Here is a 17711-nt window from a genome sequence, read left to right as displayed (position 1 = left end):
CCGGCTCCGGCGCTGCGGCCGCGTCCGGCGGCGCATCGCCCGGCGCGGCGGGCTGCATGCCCGGCTGCGCCATCGCAAGGCTCGCGAGCTGGTTGAACTGCGACTGCAGCAGGCTCCACCAGCCCGACGGGTCGAAGGCTTGCTGCGCGGCGTCGCCCGACGCTGCCTCCGACGCGTCGGCATCCGGTGCCGGCGGTGTATCGCTCGACGCCGCCGACGCGTGTTTCGCCGCATGCGCGGCCGCGACGGCCGCTTCCTCGGCCGCCGACATCGAGCTCTGCGCGAACGCGCCGAACGCGCGCAGCGTCGCGAGCGTCGCGCGCTGCACCTCGAGCGCCTGGATCGCGGACTGCAGCATCCCGAGGTTGAGCTTCAGCCACTGCTCGACCGCGCGCAGGTCGGTGATCCGCTTGTCGAGTTCCTCGACGCTCGTGAGCGGCGCCATCATGTCGGACATGCTCGACAGCGACGGCGGCAGTCCTTGCGTGGCGCCCGGGAACGACGTCATCCCGCCGAACGGCGACATCCGCATCATGTCCCACATCCGGTCCATCATGTCGGCGGGCTTGAAGCCGGCAAAGCCGGCGAAAGGGTTGGAGCCGGAGGCATCGGTCGTCATACGGGCATCCTGGTTGACTGGGTGAGAGCGAGGCGGCCGCCATGCGTCGCGCGTGCCGCGCCTGGATCGATCATAGCGCCAGCGCGTGTCAGAACGGCGCGTCGCCGGGAAACTCGGGCGGGCGCCGCTCGCGCAGCGAGCGAATGCCTTCCTGCACGTCGGGCCCCGAAAAACCCATGAATTCGAGCGCCAGCGACGTGTCGAAGGTCGGCCCGGCCGTGCGCAGCCAGTTGTTCAATGCGTACTTGGTCCAGCGGATCGCCGACTGCGAACCGTGCGCGAGCCGCTCGGCCACTTCGTAGGCCTTCGGCAGCAGGTCGGCCGGCTCGACCGCGAGCGAGACCAGCCCGATCCGCTCGGCCTCCTCGCCGCTCACCGGCTCGCACAGCATCAGGTAGTACTTCGCCTTCGCCATCCCGCACAGCAGCGGCCACACGATCGCCGCATGGTCGCCGGCCGCGACGCCGAGCCGCGTGTGGCCGTCGATGATGCGCGCATCCTTCGCGGCGATCGAGATGTCGGCGAGCAGCCCGGCGACGAGCCCCGCGCCGACGGCCGGGCCATGCATCGCCGACACGATCGGCTTGCTGCAGTTGATCACGTTATAGACGAGGTCGCGCGCCTCGCGCCACACGCGGGCGCGCACGTCGAAGTCGTTCGCCATGTCCTCGACGAGCGCGAGGTCGCCGCCCGCGGAGAAGCCCTTGCCTTCGCCGCGGATCACCGCGACGCGCGTGTCGGGATCGCGGTCGACGTCGCGCCAGATGTCGGCGAGCTCGCGATGCATGCGTGCGTTCGCGGTCGCGAGGCCGCTGCGGTTCGCGCCCTCGCCGCTCATCACGATGTCGAGCACGCCATGGTCGCGGCGCGTCACCTTCAGTGCTTCGTAACCGCCGTACGCGGCGAGATCGGCCATGCGCTGCTCCTTGCTCGAGGCTCTCGCGCCCCTGAATCGAGTGTAGCCAAGCCCGCGCGGGCAAACATCAGGCGAAACCCGGCGCGCGGGCCGGGCCCGGGTTTCGCGAAAGCGGAGCGCTGCATGCTCCGCGTGACTTACGCCGCGCCGTCGGGCGGCGCGACCGACTGCTCGATCGCGCCGAAGATCGACTTGCCGGCCGTGTCGAACATCTCGATGCGCACGGTGTCACCGTAGCGCATGAATTCCGTCTGCGGCGCGCCGTGCTCGATCGTCTCGAGGCAGCGCTTCTCGGCGATGCAGCAGTAGCCGCGCTTCGCGTCCTTGTTCGACACCGTGCCCGAGCCGACGATCGAGCCGGCGCGCAGGTTGCGCGTCTTCGCCGCGTGCGCGATCAGCTGGCCGAAGTGAAACACCATGTCGGTGCCGGCATCGGGCTGGCCGACCTTCTTGCCGTTCCAGTGGACGATCATCGGCCGGTGCACGCGGCCTTCGCGCCATTCGTCGCCGAGCTCGTCGGGCGTCACGGCGACCGGCGCGAACGCGGTGGCCGGCTTGCTCTGGAAGAAGCCGAAGCCCTTCGCGAGCTCGGCCGGAATCAGGTTGCGCAGCGACACGTCGTTCACCAGCGTGACGAGCCGCACGGCCTTCAGCGCTTCGTCGGGCGTCGCGCTCATCCGCACGTCGCCGGTGATCACCGCGACTTCCGCCTCGAAATCGATGCCCCATTCCTCGGACGGGCACACGACGTCGTCGCGGGCCCCGAGAAAATCGTCGCTGCCGCCCTGGTACATCAGCGGATCGGTCCAGAATTCGGGCGGCATCTCCGCGCCGCGCGCGCGGCGCACGAGCTCGACGTGGTTCACGTACGCGGAGCCGTCGGCCCACTGGAACGCGCGCGGCAGCGGCGCCATGCAGTTGGCCGGATCGAACGCGAACGCATTGCGCGCGCGGCCGTGGTTCAGTGCGTCGTACAGGTCGCGCAGCTGCGGCGCGTAGAACGCCCAGTCGTCGAGGACGCGCTGCAGCGTCGGCGCGATCGCGTCGGCGATCGCCGCGGTGTGCAGGTCGCGCGACACGACGATCAGCTGGCCGTCGCGCGTGCCGTCCTTCAGCGAAGCAAGTTTCATAAGGGGACTCTGGCGTTGTAGTGACGATGGAGGGAATCTATTTTACGATGGTGAATCCCTGCGGCGCGCTGCGATCGTGCGTGCCGTTTTCGCCCCGATTTTTCGGCCCGGTTTTTCAGCCCGGTTTTTCAGCCCGCTTCCTGCCGCTTTTCGCGCCCCTGCCGCCCATGCCCGCCAGCCCGCTTCCCGACGACGATCTCGCCGACTCCGACACCGACGACGCCGCTTCCGGCGAGCACGGCGAGAAGGTCCGTTCCGGCATCCAGTCGATCGAGGTCGGCTTCCGCCTGCTCGACGTGCTGACGAGCGAGCCGCGCGCGATGATGCTGCGCGACCTCGCGCAGCGCGCGGGCATGAGTCCTGCGAAGGCGCACCGCTACCTGGTCAGCTTCTCGCGGCTCGGCGTGGTGTCGCAGGATCCCGTCTCCGGCCGCTACGAGCTTGGCGGCTTCGCGCTGCAGATGGGGCTCGCGCGGCTCGCACGCGTCGACGGCGTGAAGCTCGCGCGGATCGCGCTGACCGAATTCCGCGACCGGCTCGACCAGACGGTCGGCATCGCCGTGTGGGGCAACCAGGGGCCGACGATCGTGCACTGGATGGAATCGAGCCACCCGGCGAAGGCGTCGCTGAAGCTCGGCGACGTGATGCCGCTGCTCGGCTCCGCGACGGGGCTGCTGTTCGCCGCGTACCTGCCGCGCAGCAAGACCGCCGCGATGCTCGAGCGCGAACTCGCCGATACGCGCCGCTCGCCGCACCACGGCGGCCCGCGCACGCTCGACGAGGTCGACGCGGTGCTCGCCGACGTGCGCCGGCACGAGGCCGCGCGCGTCGAGGGGATGCTGCTGCCGACGATCCACGCGTTCTGCATGCCCGTGTTCGATGCGGTCGGCGAACTCGCGCTCGCGATCGTCGCGCTCGGCCAGGAAGGCTCGTTCGACATTGCATGGGGCGGCGAGATCGACACCGCGCTGCGCGCCTGCGCGCAGAAACTGTCTTACGAACTCGGCTATAGTCCCGACGCGCGCGACGCCTGACGCATCCGGCACACCTGCCCCCCGGCACCTGCCCGTCAAGCAGCGCGAACGCGCTGCGCAATCGACAGTCCGATTCCTGTGGCGCGCGCTGCGCGCCCGAGCTCACGCGAACGCCCCGATCCTGTTCCGATGCCCATGCAGCCTGCCGACACCCGCCCGAGTCACGCCGTGCCCCGCCACTGGCTGCGCGTGGGCATTGCGCTCGTCATCGTGCTGGTGCTGCACGCGCTCGCCGCGTTCTGGCTGATGCGCAACCGCGACGCGTTCACGCCGCCCGCGCCCGCCGAAGTCCCCATTCAGATCGAGCTGCTGAAACCGCAACCGATCGAGCGCCAACCCGCGCCGCCTGCGCCGAAGCCGGTCGAGCCGCCGGCCGCGCCCGCGCCGGTGCCCCCGAAGGCCGCCGCACCGAAACCCGCACCTGAGCCGGTTCTCACGTCGACGCAAACGGCCGAGCACGGCGAGCCGCCGGCCGCCGCGTCCGCCGCGAGTGGTGTGCCCGCCGCATCGGGCGCGCATGCCGCGTCGGCTGCCGGCGCCGCCAGCGCCGCCAGCACCGCGACTCCGGGCCCCGCGACGAACGGCGTGAAGTTCAACGCGCCGCCGTCCGGCGACCTGCAGTACGACACGTTCTACAACGGCATGCAGAACATGATCGGCACGATCCACTGGCGCACCGACGGGCACACCTACGACCTGTCGGTGTCGATGCCCGTGCCGTTCGTCGGCCCGTTCACCTACCGCAGCGAAGGCCGCATCGACGCGTTCGGCGTCGCGCCCGAGCGCTACGTCGAGAAGCGCGGCAAGCGGCCGGAAGACATCGCGATCTTCAACCGCGAGATTCGGCAGGTCGTGTTCACGCGCACGCCGAACAACGCGCCGCTGCCCGACGGCGTGCAGGACCGCTTCAGCATGCTGATGCAGCTGTCGGGGCTCGTGCGCGGCAATCCGTCCGCGTACAAGCCGGGCGTCACGCAGCAGTTCTTCGTGATCGACAACAACAGCGGCGAAACCTGGCCGATCACCGTGATCGGCGACGAGCAGGTGCAGACGCAGGCCGGCATCATCGGCGCGCGGCACTTCATGCGCCTGCCGCGGCGCGACGGCGATACGCGCCGCATCGACATGTGGCTCGCACCGTCGCTCGGCTGGCTGCCCGCGCGGCTCGTGCAGACCGAACCGAACGGCGCGCAGATCGAGCTGTTGTGGCATGGCCGGCTCGCGGCGCCGGGCGTATCGTCCGACGAAGCACCCGCAGGCGGCGCAACGCATGCGCCCGCCGGTGCGCCGACGCCCGACGCATCAACCGCTCCCGCCGCGGAACCGGCACAACCCGCGCCGCCGGCCACCGTGCAACCGCCGGCACAACCGGCTGCGCCGCCCGCGCCCTCGCCTGTCACATCGCCTGTCACACAGTGAACTCGCGCGCACATGGACGCGATTCGGCAATTTCGACCGATTACAGATTTCCGTGAAATGGCCGATGACACTCTTTAACAACTATTTCAGTCCACCGGCAGACAATGGGAAACGTTTCATAGACATCGGCTTCTAACCGATACACCCCATGCAGACGGGAACGGGGTGTGCAGCGCAAGCCCCTTGAAACCGGCAAGGCTCGCCCCACCTAGGGGACAACAAGGCCAGATGCCACTGCGAAGAGGAGTGCCGCCATGCAAATGATCTACAACAGCCCCAACTACTGCGTCGTCGAATTCGCGCCGCAGGCCGGTCACCACCTGATGAATGCCGGCGGATATGAAATCGTCGACAAGAACGCGCAGCGCGAAATCTTCATCGACGGCGAACTTGCCGAACGATTCCGCGCGCACGTGAAGCAGTTGATCGAGGATGAGCCGTCGCTCGATGAAGTCGACGAATTCCTCGGACAATTCGACAGCCTGATGATGATGCCCGTCGTGCTGCACTGACGACCCGCGGCCCGGCGCCTCGTGCGGCCGGGCCATTCGCCGCGCATCGACGCGGCGCCGCGAGCACTCCGATCCTGCCCCCGCCCGGTTCGCCGGCGGGGGTTTTCATTTGGCGGCCCGGCCGGCGCGGCGCAAGGCCGGGCGGCGCCCATGCGCACCGGCTACAATGACGGTTTTCCCGTCTTCGCCGGTCTTTCGCCCATGTCTGCGACTCCTCTCGCCGCTTCCGTCCCGCTCGACGCGTCCTATACGCGCGGCGCCGCTCTGCCTGCGCTGCTCAAATCGCGCATCCTGATCCTCGACGGCGCGATGGGCACGATGATCCAGCGCTACAAGCTCGACGAAGCCGCCTATCGCGGCGAGCGCTTCAAGGATTTCCCGCGCGACATCAAGGGCAACAACGAGCTGCTGTCGATCACGCAGCCGCAGATCATCCGCGAGATCCACGACCAGTACTTCGCGGCCGGCGCGGACATCGTCGAGACCAACACGTTCGGCGCGACGACCGTCGCGCAGTCCGACTACGAGATGGAAGATCTCGTCGTCGAGATGAACATCGAATCGGCGAAGCTCGCGCGCGAAGCGGCCGAGAAATACGCGACGCCGGAAAAACCGCGCTTCGTCGCGGGCGCGATCGGGCCGACGCCGAAGACGGCCAGCATCTCGCCGGACGTCAACGACCCGGGCGCACGCAACGTCACGTTCGACGAGCTGCGCGCGTCGTACTACCAGCAGGCGAAGGCGCTGCTCGACGGCGGCGTCGACCTGTTCCTCGTCGAGACGATCTTCGACACGCTGAACGCGAAGGCTGCGCTGTTCGCGCTCGACGAGCTGTTCGAGGACACCGGCGAGCGCCTGCCGATCATGATCTCGGGCACCGTCACCGATGCGTCGGGCCGGATCCTGTCGGGCCAGACGGTCGAGGCGTTCTGGAATTCGCTGCGCCATGCGAAGCCGCTCACGTTCGGCCTGAACTGCGCGCTCGGCGCGGCGCTGATGCGCCCGTACATCGCCGAGCTCGCGAAGCTGTGCGACACGTACGTGTCGTGCTATCCGAACGCGGGCCTGCCGAACCCGATGGCCGAGACGGGCTTCGACGAGACGCCGGACGTCACGTCGGGCCTCCTGAAGGAATTCGCGCAAGCCGGGCTCGTGAACCTCGCGGGCGGCTGCTGCGGCACGACGCCCGAACACATCGCCGAGATCGCGAAGGCGCTCGCCGACGTGAAGCCGCGCCGCTGGCCGAACCAGTACAGCGACAACGCCTGACCCGACCGCCCCCCCGTCCTTCATCACCAGAATTCGCACCGCCATGACCGATCACATGATGCGCCTTGCCGGCCTCGAGCCGTTCAACGTCACGCCCGGGACGCTCTTCATCAACGTCGGTGAACGCACCAACGTCACCGGCTCGAAGGCGTTCGCACGCATGATCCTCAACGGCCAGTTCGACGAGGCGCTCGCGGTCGCGCGCCAGCAGGTCGAGAACGGCGCGCAGGTGATCGACATCAACATGGACGAGGCGATGCTCGATTCGAAGGCGGCGATGGTGCGCTTCCTGAACCTGATCGCGTCGGAGCCGGACATCGCGCGCGTGCCGATCATGATCGACTCGTCGAAGTGGGACGTGATCGAGGCGGGCCTGAAGTGCGTGCAGGGCAAGGCGATCGTGAACTCGATCTCGCTGAAGGAAGGCGAGGACGCGTTCCGCCACCACGCGCACCTGATCCGCCGCTACGGCGCGGCGGCCGTCGTGATGGCGTTCGACGAAACCGGCCAGGCCGATACGTTCGCGCGCAAGACCGAGATCTGCAAGCGCTCGTACGACTTCCTCGTGAACGAAGTCGGCTTCCCGCCGGAAGACATCATCTTCGACCCGAACATCTTCGCGGTCGCGACCGGCATCGAGGAGCACAACAACTACGCGGTCGACTTCATCGAAGCGACCCGCTGGATCAAGCAGAACCTGCCGTACGCAAAGGTGAGCGGCGGCGTGTCGAACGTGTCGTTCTCGTTCCGCGGCAACGACCCGGTGCGCGAGGCGATCCACACCGTGTTCCTGTACCACGCGATCCAGGCGGGGATGGACATGGGCATCGTCAACGCGGGCCAGCTCGGCGTGTACGCCGACCTCGATCCGGAGCTGCGCGAGCGCGTCGAGGACGTGATCCTGAACCGCCGCGACGATTCGACCGACCGCCTGCTCGAGATCGCCGACAAGTTCAAGGCCGGGGGCGCGAAAAAGGAAGAGAACCTCGAGTGGCGCAACCAGCCGGTCGAGAAGCGGCTCTCGCATGCGCTGGTGCACGGCATCACGAACTTCATCGTCGAGGATACCGAAGAAGTGCGCGCGAAGATCGCCGCGGCCGGCGGCCGCCCGATCAATGTGATCGAAGGGCCGCTGATGGACGGGATGAACATCGTCGGCGACCTGTTCGGCCAGGGCAAGATGTTCCTGCCGCAGGTCGTGAAATCGGCGCGCGTGATGAAGCAGGCGGTTGCGCACCTGATCCCGTTCATCGAGGAAGAAAAGCGCCTGCTCGCGGAAGCGGGCGGCGACGTGCGCGCGAAGGGCAAGATCGTCATCGCGACCGTGAAGGGCGACGTGCACGACATCGGCAAGAACATCGTGTCGGTCGTGCTCCAGTGCAACAACTTCGAAGTCGTCAACATGGGCGTGATGGTCCCGTGCAACGAGATCCTCGCGAAGGCGAAGGTCGAGGGCGCGGACATCATCGGGCTGTCGGGCCTCATCACGCCGAGCCTCGAGGAAATGGCGTACGTCGCGTCCGAAATGCAGCGCGACGACTACTTCCGCGTGAAGAAGATCCCGCTGCTGATCGGCGGCGCGACGACCTCGCGCGTGCACACGGCCGTGAAGATCGCGCCGCACTACGAAGGCCCGGTGGTGTACGTGCCGGACGCGTCGCGCTCGGTGTCGGTCGCCTCCAGCCTGCTGTCCGACGAAGGCGCGACGAAGTACCTCGACGAGCTGAAGTCCGACTACGAACGCATCCGCGACCAGCACGCGAACCGCAAGGCACAGCCGATGGTCACGCTCGCCGAGGCGCGCGCGAACAAGACCAAGGTCGACTGGGCGGGCTACCAGCCGGTGAAGCCGAAGTTCATCGGCCGCCGCGTGTTCAAGAACTACGACCTGAACGAGCTCGCGCAGTACATCGACTGGGGCCCGTTCTTCCAGACCTGGGATCTCGCGGGCCCGTACCCGGCGATCCTGAACGACGAGATCGTCGGCGAATCGGCGCGGCGCGTGTTCTCCGACGCGAAATCGATGCTCGCGCGCCTGATCCAGGGCCGCTGGCTGACCGCGAGCGGCGTGATCTCGCTGCTGCCGGCGAATACCGTCAACGACGACGACATCGAGATCTACAGCGACGAGTCGCGCTCGGAAGTGCTGCTCACGTGGCGCAACCTGCGCCAGCAGAGCGTGCGCCCGGTGGTCGACGGCGTGATGCGGCCGAACCGCTCGCTCGCCGACTTCATCGCGCCGAAGGAATCGGGTGTCGCCGACTACATCGGGATGTTCGCGGTGACGGCCGGCCTCGGCGTCGACGCGAAGGAAAAGCAGTTCGAAGCCGACCACGACGACTACAGCGCGATCATGCTGAAGGCGCTCGCCGACCGCTTCGCGGAAGCCTTCGCAGAAGCGATGCACGCGCGCGTGCGGCGCGAGCTGTGGGGCTACGCGAGCGGCGAGACGCTCGACAACGATGCGCTGATCGCGGAAAAGTACGCGGGCATCCGCCCGGCACCGGGCTACCCGGCCTGCCCCGACCACCTCGTGAAGCGCGACATGTTCGACGTGCTGCGGGCGGACGAGATCGGCATGAGCGTGACCGACTCGCTGGCGATGCTGCCGGCCGCGAGCGTGTCGGGCTTCTATCTCGCGCATCCGGACAGCACGTATTTCTCGGTCGGCAAAATCGGCCAGGATCAGCTCGAGGACTACGCGCAGCGCATGGCGCTGTCGCTCGACGACGCGCGCCGCGCGCTCGCGCCGCAGCTCTGATCGATCGAACCGCGGCGCTACCGCCGCGCGTCGCCATCACGCGCCCCGTGGACGGGGCGCGTTGTACAACGCGCCAATCAATCAGGATAACTAATCTCAATATTATCCGTCCGAGGCAGCAAACGCCCTGGCCGTCAGGTAAAGGCGCAGGGAAAGCCCTTCCCGTTTAGCCCGAAATTCGCCCTGCCATGTCGACCTTCGAGATCCGGATCAACGAAACGCCAATCGATGCAGCCAGTCCGTTCCCGCCGACGCGCTATCGCGGCGAAAACTGGGACCTGAGTCATTTGCGTCCATTGACGTTCTCGTGCGATCTGGAAACCGGTTTCGACGTAACGGTTCTGGTCCTCTTCTCCTGTCACTGCTTCACCCGCAGTTTCAAATGGGACCCGCGCACCCGCGACAGCATTCCGGACGACGAGATCTACGACGATGGTCGCGAGACGCGTGTGCTCTGCGCGGACCGGTACCACGCGTCGCGACGCCTGTTGCGCGACGTGATCGTCGGGCTGGCGACGCGCCGGATCGTCGTCGCCGACGAACGGCAACCCAATTTCGTGACGGTGGAGACAGCCTCGCCGGATGGCGTACAGCGGATGTATGCCGTGTTCTTCGAGGTTTCGCGGGACCGGGCCAGAAAACGCCGGCTCATCCTGCGCGTCCAGTCGGCCTATATGCTGGATGGCGGGTTGAACAGGCGCCAGCGGGAAGCCAGGAAGGTGGCGTTGCGCACGTTGCTGCGCGCAAGCCTGGAGGGCCGCAAAATCCGGGCGTAGAAAAACCAACGGCCGCCTTTCGGCAGCCGTCGCATGCGGGATTCTCTTTCCGTCTTTCGACGAAGTACCCACTCCAGGTGGGGCCCGATCGCTCGGGCGGCGCCATGTTTTCGCACCCGCTTTCACATAGTCTTGCGTTGAATTATAAGGAATTTCACCTTTCGGTCAAGGCGAGCCGCCGTCCCCACGCGCTTCGAGCACACCACCGCCCAGCGCATTTTCGTCAGACAAAATAAAAAGCCCGCTCGGAAGCGGGCTTTTTCTGCCTTTCGATCCTTTCAGACCGGCCGGGCAAGCAGGCTCAGAAGCCCCAGTGCACGTCGGCTTCGCCGGCTTTCGCTTCGCGCAGCATCGTGAGGAAGGGCGCAACGCGCTGGGCCAGGCTCGCCGGCACTTCGTGGTGCGCGTGGTCGGCTTCGTCCTCGTGGAAATGGCCGGCGTGCTCGGCGCGTTCCTGCTTCGCCTGCGCTACCGCGCCTTCCAGCTTGGCGATCGCGTGGTCCAGCTCGTCGTGCGTAATCACCCCGCGCTCGCCCAGCTGCTTGCCGACGAGACCCAGCACATACACGGCGAAATCCTTCAGCACGTCGAGATCCTGTGCCGCCTTGCTCTTGAACGTAATCATGACAATTCCCTTTTCATCTTGTTGTGCCTGCGCGGCGCGGTTGGGGAACGCCGGCAGACCGGCGTCCGGCCTCGCGGACGCGGGCCGCCTGAGCGGCATATTAGCACCTGTTAAAATTCTGCGATCCCTGAAACGCGCGCTTAAAAAGCGCGCCGGCGGGCCGGCGTTTCCGGCCGCCACCAACGAAGCCTTCTACCAGCATGCTGCCAGCACACAAACAGACCCTCGAAGCCCTGCTCGCGGATAGCGTCAAGCAGGTCGCACACGCGCTGAAAGGCGCCGACGCCGCGTCCGTCGCCCCCGTCATCACGCTGGAGCGCCCGAAGGTCGCCGCGCACGGCGACGTCGCGTGCAACGTCGCGATGCAGCTTGCGAAGCCGCTCGGCACGAACCCGCGCCAGCTCGCCGAGCAGATCGTCGCCGCCCTCACCGCCCAGCCGGGCGCGCAAGGCCTCGTCGAAGCCGCCGAGATCGCCGGCCCCGGCTTCATCAACCTGCGCCTGTCGGCCGCCGCGAAGCAGGCGGTGATCGCCGCCGTGTTCGACCAGGGCCGCGCGTTCGGCACGTCGGATCGCGAGAAAGGCAAGCAGGTGCTGCTCGAATTCGTGTCGGCGAACCCGACCGGCCCGCTGCACGTCGGCCACGGCCGCCAGGCCGCGCTCGGCGACGTGCTCGCGAACGTGATCGCGAGCCAGGGCTACGCGGTGCACCGCGAGTTCTACTACAACGACGCAGGCGTGCAGATCGGCAACCTCGCGATCTCGACGCAGGCACGCGCACGCGGCCTGAAGCCGGGCGACGCGGGCTGGCCGGAAGCCGCGTACAACGGCGAATACATCGCCGACATCGCACGCGACTTCCTGAACGGCGAAACGGTCGCCGCGTCGGACGGCGAGCCGGTCAAGGGCACGGGCGACGTCGAGGATCTCGACGCGATCCGCAAGTTCGCGGTCACATACCTGCGTCGCGAGCAGGACATGGATCTGCAGGCATTCGGCGTGAAGTTCGACCAGTACTACCTCGAGTCGTCGCTGTACAGCGAAGGCCGTGTCGAAAAGACGGTCGACGCGCTGATCAAGGCCGGCATGACCTACGAGCAGGACGGCGCGCTGTGGCTGCGCACGACCGACGAAGGCGACGACAAGGATCGCGTGATGCGCAAGTCGGACGGCACGTACACGTACTTCGTGCCGGACGTCGCGTACCACGTGACGAAGTGGGAGCGCGGCTTCACGAAGGTGATCAACATCCAGGGTTCGGACCACCACGGCACGATCGCGCGCGTGCGCGCCGGCCTGCAGGGCCTGCACATCGGGATCCCGAAGGGCTACCCCGACTACGTGCTGCACAAGATGGTCACCGTGATGCGCGACGGCCAGGAAGTGAAGATCTCGAAGCGCGCGGGCAGCTACGTGACGGTGCGCGACCTGATCGAATGGTCGGGCGGCGCGGCGGCGGGCCAGGAAGCGGCGCCGGACCTGATCGACGAAGCGACCATCACGCGCGGCCGTGACGCGGTGCGGTTCTTCCTGATCTCGCGCAAGGCCGATACCGAGTTCGTGTTCGACATCGACCTCGCGCTGAAACAGAACGACGAAAACCCGGTCTATTACGTCCAGTACGCGCACGCGCGGATCTGCTCGGTGCTCAACGAGCTGAAGTCGCGCTACAACGTCGACGTCGCGCAGCTGCCGGGCGCCGACCTGTCGCAGCTGACGAGCACGCAAGCGGCGTCGCTGATGCAGAAGCTGGCCGAGTACCCGGACATGCTCACGCACGCGGCCAACGAACTGGCGCCGCACGCGGTTGCGTTCTACCTGCGCGACCTCGCTGGCGAATTCCACTCGTTCTACAATGCGGAGCGCGTGCTGGTCGACGACGAAGCGCCGCGCAATGCGCGCGCCGCACTCCTCGCCGCGACCCGGCAGGTGCTCGAGAATGGTCTGGCGGTGCTCGGCGTGTCCGCGCCCGCCAAGATGTAACGCAGCAAGCGGCCCGAACCGGGCGCGAATGGCTGCGGCTGGAGCGCCCGCCGTCGGGTGCCCGTCGCAGCCTTTTCACGATTCTTTTTGCAGGTGACTCAAGCAATGGCACAACCACGCCGAACTTCGAAGCAATCGAAACAAGCCGGAGGGACATTTCTTGGAATCGTGCTGGGCCTGATCGTCGGCCTCGCGATCGCCGTGGTGGTGGCGCTCTACATCACGCGTTCCCCGTCGCCGTTCGTGTCGAAGGTCGCGCCGCCGCCGGCCGACAACGGCGCGAGCCAGCCGCAGCAGTTCGATCCGAACCGCGCGCTGCAGGGCAAGACGCCAGGCCAGCCGGTGCCGCAGGCCGCGCAGCCCGCGCCGCCGAACACCGCGCCCGGCCAGGCCGCGAACCAGACCCAGGGCGGCCTGCTGCCCGAACCGCAGATCGTCGAAGTGCCGCCCCAGGCCAACGGGTCGAGCGGCTCGAACAACACCGGCAGCTCGAACAACACGACCGCGTCGAACAATACGTCGTCGAGTAACGGCGTCGCCGTCGCGCCGAAGCCGGCCGACACCACGCCGCCGCCCAAGAAGACGCAGCAAGCGCAGCAGCAACAGCAGCAAGGCGGCGAGGACGACCTCGCCCGCTTCGCCGCGCAGAAGCAGGCGCAGCAAGCCGCCGCGCAAAAGCAGCAGCAACAGCAACTGGCCGCGAACACGCCGAAGCCGACCTCGTCGGCCACGGCCGCCGCGACGGCAAAGCCGCCGACCGCGAACGACGCGAATACCGGCTACTTCCTGCAGGTGGGCGCGTACAAGACGGAAGGCGACGCCGAGCAACAGCGCGCGCGCCTCGGCTTCCAGGGTTTCGAGTCGAAGGTGTCGAAGCGCGATGTCAGCGGCGTGACGTATTTCCGCGTGCGGGTCGGCCCGTTCTCGAAGTTCGAGGATATGAACTCGGCCCGCCAGCGCCTGTCCGATGCAGGTGTCGACACGGCGGTGATCCGTTTCACGAAGCAGTAAGCAACCGGCCGAGCCCACGCAGAACCCGTTACGTTTCGTAACCCGAGCAACTGATTCGACGTTCACAACATGAAAAAACTGCTTAGCACGCTCCTTCTGTCCCTGGGTCTGGCCGCCGGCCTCGCGCAGGCTTCGCCCGCCGCACCGGTCGCCGGCAAGGACTTCGAGGTGATGAAGTCGCCGCAGCCGGTGTCCGCACCGGCCGGCAAGGTCGAGGTGATCGAATTCTTCTGGTACGGCTGCCCGCACTGCTACGAATTCGAGCCGACGATCGAGGCCTGGGTGAAGAAGCAAGGCAACAACATCGACTTCAAGCGCGTCCCTGTCGCATTCCGTGACGATTTCGTCCCGCACTCGAAGCTGTTCTACGCGGTGTCCGCGCTCGGCATCTCCGAGAAGGTCACGCCGGCGATCTTCAACGCGATCCACAAGCAGAAGAACTACCTGCTGACGCCGCAGGCGCAGGCCGACTTCCTGGCCACGCAGGGCGTCGACAAGAAGCAGTTCACGGACGCGTACAACTCGTTCAGCGTGCAGGGCGAAGTGAACCAGTCGGCCAAGCTGCTGAAGGACTACGCGATCGACGGCGTGCCGACGGTCGTCGTCCAGGGCAAGTACAAGACGGGCCCCGCCTACACGAACAGCATCCCGGGCACGGCCCAGGTGCTCGACTTCCTCGTGAAGCAGGTTCAGGACAAGAAGCTCTGATCCCCGCCCGCGCGCCGGCATGACTACTCCGCTGAAGGTCTTCATCACCGGCGCATCGAGCGGCCTCGGCCTCGCGATGGCCGAGGAATACGCCCGCCAGGGCGCCACGCTCGCACTCGTCGCGCGCCGCACCGATGCCCTCGATGCGTTCGCGCGGCGCTTCCCGAAGCTGTCCATCTCCGTCTATTCCGCCGACGTGCGCGATGCCGACGCGCTCGCGACGGCCGCCGCGTCGTTCATCGCGACGCACGGCTGCCCCGACGTCGTGATCGCGAACGCAGGCATCAGCCAGGGCGCCGTCACGGGCCAGGGCGATCTCGCGACGTTCCGCGACGTGATGGACATCAACTATTACGGGATGGTCGCGACGTTCGAGCCGTTCGTCGGCCCGATGACGGCCACGCGCCACGGCACGCTGGTCGGTGTCGCGAGCGTCGCCGGCGTGCGCGGGCTGCCCGGTTCCGGTGCGTACAGCGCGTCGAAATCGGCCGCGATCAAGTATCTCGAAGCGCTGCGCGTCGAGCTGCGGGCGGCCGGCGTCGGCGTCGTGACGATCGCGCCCGGCTACATCCGCACGCCGATGACCGCGCACAACCCGTACCGGATGCCGTTCCTGATGGACGCGGACCGCTTCGCGGCGCGTGCGGCGCAGGCGATCGCTCGGCAGCACGCGTTCCGCGTGATTCCGTGGCAGATGGGCGTCGTCGCGAAGGTGCTGCACGTGCTGCCGCGCTGGCTGTACGACCGCCTGTTCGAAAAGGCACCGCGCAAGCCGAAGGCGGGCGCACACTGACGCTCCGGTGAGCCGCCGGCCCGCGGGAAGCTTCGCGGGCCGCTTCCCCGCTTCTCCGCTTCTCCGCCCCTCCGAACCGACGCCTGGCCGTTTAGAGGTTTCGATTCGCGGCACACCCGCGCCGTCCCTGACGCACCACTGTCCAGCACCTCCAAACGCCAGCGTTCCTCAACCCGCAGCCTCCTCCGCCGCCGCCGCCGCCCCAACACCCGTTCCGTCGCGAACGCAGCCGTTTTTCGGTCAATTCACCGCGTTCAGGCGCCTTTTTTCACGCGTCGCACGCTTTGACGGTATGCTATTCGCCAGCCGCGCCGGCCCTGTCCGCTTCCGGGCCGCGCCCGCATCCCGTCACCCAGCAAAAAACACAAGCCACGTGGGAGATCCTATGCAGGTCAAGCTGTTCGCCGCGGCCACGCTCGCCGCCGCCCTCGCCGCCCCCGGCCTCGCCGCCGCCAAGCCGCTCACCGTCTGCACGGAATCGAGCCCGGACGGCTTCGACGTCGTGCAGTACAACTCGCTCGTCACGACCAACGCGTCGGCCGACGTGATCTTCAACACGCTCGTGTCGTACGACGAAGCCGCGAAGAAGGTCGTGCCCGCGCTCGCCGACAAATGGGACGCGAGCGCCGACGGCCTCACGTACACGTTCCATCTGCGCCCGAACGTCGCGTTCCAGACCACCGACTATTTCAAGCCGACCCGCGCGCTCGACGCGGACGACGTCGTGTTCACGTTCTCGCGGATGCTCGACGATTCGAATCCGTGGCACAAGGTGGCCGGCGCGAGCGGCTTCCCGCACGCGCAGTCGATGGGCCTCGTGAAGCTCGTGAAGTCGGTCACGAAGGTCGACGACAACACCGTGAAGTTCGTGCTGAACGAGCCGAACGCGACGTTCGTGCCGATCCTCACGATGGGCTTCGCGTCGATCTACTCGGCCGAATACGCGGACCAGCTGCTGAAGGCCGGCAAGCAGGCCGACCTGAACGGGAAGCCGGTCGGCACCGGCCCGTTCGTGCTGAAGAGCTACACGAAGGACGCGCTGATCCGCTACGACGTGAACCCGACCTACTGGGGCACGAAGCCGAAGGTCGACCGGCTGATCTATGCGATCACGCCCGATCCGTCGGTGCGGCTGCAGAAGGTGAAGGCCGGCGAATGCCAGATCGCGCTGTCGCCGAAGCCGCAGGACGTGCTCGCCGCGAAGGGCGAAAGCGCACTGAAGGTCGCGCAGACGCCCGCGTTCATGACCGCGTTCGTCGCGCTGAACACGCAGAAGAAACCGCTCGACAACGACAAGGTGCGCGAGGCGCTGAACCTCGCGTTCGACCGCGCGACCTACCTGAAAGTCGTGTTCGACAACACCGCGACGGCCGCGAACAACCCGTATCCGCCGAACACGTGGAGCTACGCGAAGGACGTCGCGCCGTATGCGTACGATCCGGCGAAGGCGAAGCAGCTGCTCGCGCAGGCCGGCTTCCCGAACGGCTTCTCGACGACGATCTGGACGCGCCCGACCGGCAGCGTGCTGAACCCGAACCCGAAGGTCGGCGCGGAGCTGCTGCAGGCCGACCTCGCGAAGATCGGCGTGAAGGCCGAGGTCAAGGTGATCGAATGGGGCGAGTTAATCAAGCAGGCGAAGCTTGGCCAGCATGACATGCTGTTCATGGGCTGGGCCGGCGACAACGGCGATCCGGACAACTATCTGTCGCCGCTGTTCAGCTGCAATGCGGTGAAGTCGGGCATCAACTTCGCGCGCTTCTGCGACACGCAGCTCGACAAGCTGATCGCCGACGGCAAGTCGACCGCCGACCAGGCCAAGCGCGCGAAGCTGTACGAAGCCGCGCAGAAGATCATCCACGACCAGGCGCTGTGGATTCCGCTCGGCTATCCGACCGCGGCCGCGCTCACGCGCACGAACGTGAGCGGCTATCACGTGAGTCCGTTCGGACGGCAGAACTTCACGTCCGTCGCCGTGCAGTAACGCGACCCTCGCGCGTGGCGAGCAAGCGACGGTGCGTCCGGCCGTCGCTTGCGGCCCGCGCGCCGCGCTTGCTACACTGCGCGCCTATTCCTCATACCGGACGCCAGCCAAAGTGAACAACTAAGCCTTCCCGAAATGTTTTCGCCGCCGTGCCACGCACGCCGCGCGCGAAGGT

At 67.2% G+C, this 17711-nt stretch carries 15 protein-coding genes; 11 read left to right on the top strand and 4 right to left on the bottom strand.

Annotated features, from left to right (window positions below):
- The 3 genes from G3N98_RS21115 to G3N98_RS21105 all read right to left on the bottom strand — a co-directional run.
- Positions 1–619: PhaM family polyhydroxyalkanoate granule multifunctional regulatory protein (locus G3N98_RS21115; protein WP_206149128.1), on the bottom strand; the 619-nt coding region annotated here is incomplete at its 3' end.
- Positions 620–707: 88 nt separating this feature from the next.
- Positions 708–1535, bottom strand: coding sequence for an enoyl-CoA hydratase/isomerase family protein (locus tag G3N98_RS21110; RefSeq protein WP_039346345.1), 828 nt, complete (start codon positions 1533–1535; stop codon positions 708–710).
- Positions 1536–1672: 137 nt separating this feature from the next.
- On the bottom strand, positions 1673–2665 hold the full coding sequence (locus tag G3N98_RS21105; RefSeq protein ID WP_039346348.1) for a fumarylacetoacetate hydrolase family protein: 993 nt from the start codon (positions 2663–2665) through the stop codon (positions 1673–1675).
- A 167-nt stretch (positions 2666–2832) separates the two neighbouring features.
- On the opposite strand from G3N98_RS21105, the gene G3N98_RS21100 reads away from it, so the two are divergent.
- From G3N98_RS21100 to G3N98_RS21075, 6 genes are all read left to right on the top strand, one after another.
- Entirely contained in the window at positions 2833–3699 is an 867-nt protein-coding gene (locus tag G3N98_RS21100) for an IclR family transcriptional regulator (RefSeq protein ID WP_011353357.1), read from the top strand.
- A 129-nt stretch (positions 3700–3828) separates the two neighbouring features.
- Entirely contained in the window at positions 3829–5118 is a 1290-nt protein-coding gene (locus G3N98_RS21095) for a DUF3108 domain-containing protein (protein WP_206149127.1), read from the top strand.
- A 254-nt stretch (positions 5119–5372) separates the two neighbouring features.
- The gene (locus G3N98_RS21090) at positions 5373–5630 is read left to right on the top strand and encodes a DUF3567 domain-containing protein (RefSeq protein ID WP_006477667.1); all 258 of its coding nucleotides are present in this window, start codon (positions 5373–5375) and stop codon (positions 5628–5630) included.
- Positions 5631–5831: 201 nt separating this feature from the next.
- On the top strand, positions 5832–6899 hold the full coding sequence (locus G3N98_RS21085) for a homocysteine S-methyltransferase family protein (RefSeq protein WP_206149126.1): 1068 nt from the start codon (positions 5832–5834) through the stop codon (positions 6897–6899).
- Positions 6900–6942: 43 nt separating this feature from the next.
- A complete protein-coding gene (gene metH / locus G3N98_RS21080; protein ID WP_175236818.1) occupies positions 6943–9660 on the top strand; it encodes a methionine synthase in 2718 nt (905 codons plus the stop codon).
- 188 nt (positions 9661–9848) lie between these two features.
- Positions 9849–10436, top strand: coding sequence for a hypothetical protein (locus tag G3N98_RS21075; RefSeq protein ID WP_206149125.1), 588 nt, complete (start codon positions 9849–9851; stop codon positions 10434–10436).
- Positions 10437–10737: 301 nt separating this feature from the next.
- Here G3N98_RS21075 and G3N98_RS21070 read toward each other — a convergent pair whose 3' ends face one another.
- Positions 10738–11061: a DUF1840 domain-containing protein gene (locus tag G3N98_RS21070; protein ID WP_089426439.1), complete on the bottom strand. Its 324-nt coding sequence runs from the start codon at positions 11059–11061 to the stop codon at positions 10738–10740.
- Positions 11062–11261: 200 nt separating this feature from the next.
- Between G3N98_RS21070 and argS the strand changes: the two genes are divergently transcribed.
- From argS to G3N98_RS21045, 5 genes are all read left to right on the top strand, one after another.
- Entirely contained in the window at positions 11262–13043 is a 1782-nt protein-coding gene (gene argS, locus G3N98_RS21065) for an arginine--tRNA ligase (RefSeq protein ID WP_089426440.1), read from the top strand.
- A gap of 105 nt (positions 13044–13148) precedes the next feature.
- Positions 13149–14054 (top strand): SPOR domain-containing protein, encoded by a 906-nt coding sequence (locus G3N98_RS21060; RefSeq protein ID WP_089426441.1) that lies wholly within the window; start codon positions 13149–13151, stop codon positions 14052–14054.
- Between the two features lie 69 nt (positions 14055–14123).
- Positions 14124–14762, top strand: coding sequence for a thiol:disulfide interchange protein DsbA/DsbL (locus G3N98_RS21055; protein ID WP_085042702.1), 639 nt, complete (start codon positions 14124–14126; stop codon positions 14760–14762).
- Positions 14763–14781: 19 nt separating this feature from the next.
- The gene (locus G3N98_RS21050; protein ID WP_206149124.1) at positions 14782–15555 is read left to right on the top strand and encodes an SDR family oxidoreductase; all 774 of its coding nucleotides are present in this window, start codon (positions 14782–14784) and stop codon (positions 15553–15555) included.
- Between the two features lie 385 nt (positions 15556–15940).
- Positions 15941–17536: an ABC transporter substrate-binding protein gene (locus G3N98_RS21045; RefSeq protein WP_206149123.1), complete on the top strand. Its 1596-nt coding sequence runs from the start codon at positions 15941–15943 to the stop codon at positions 17534–17536.
- Positions 17537–17711 lie beyond the last annotated feature (175 nt).

Source organism: Burkholderia sp. Tr-20390 (assembly GCF_017104595.1).
Classification (GTDB): domain Bacteria; phylum Pseudomonadota; class Gammaproteobacteria; order Burkholderiales; family Burkholderiaceae; genus Burkholderia.
The sequence above is the reverse complement of the archived record's forward strand: the minus strand, read 5'-3'. Positions and strand labels throughout refer to the sequence as shown.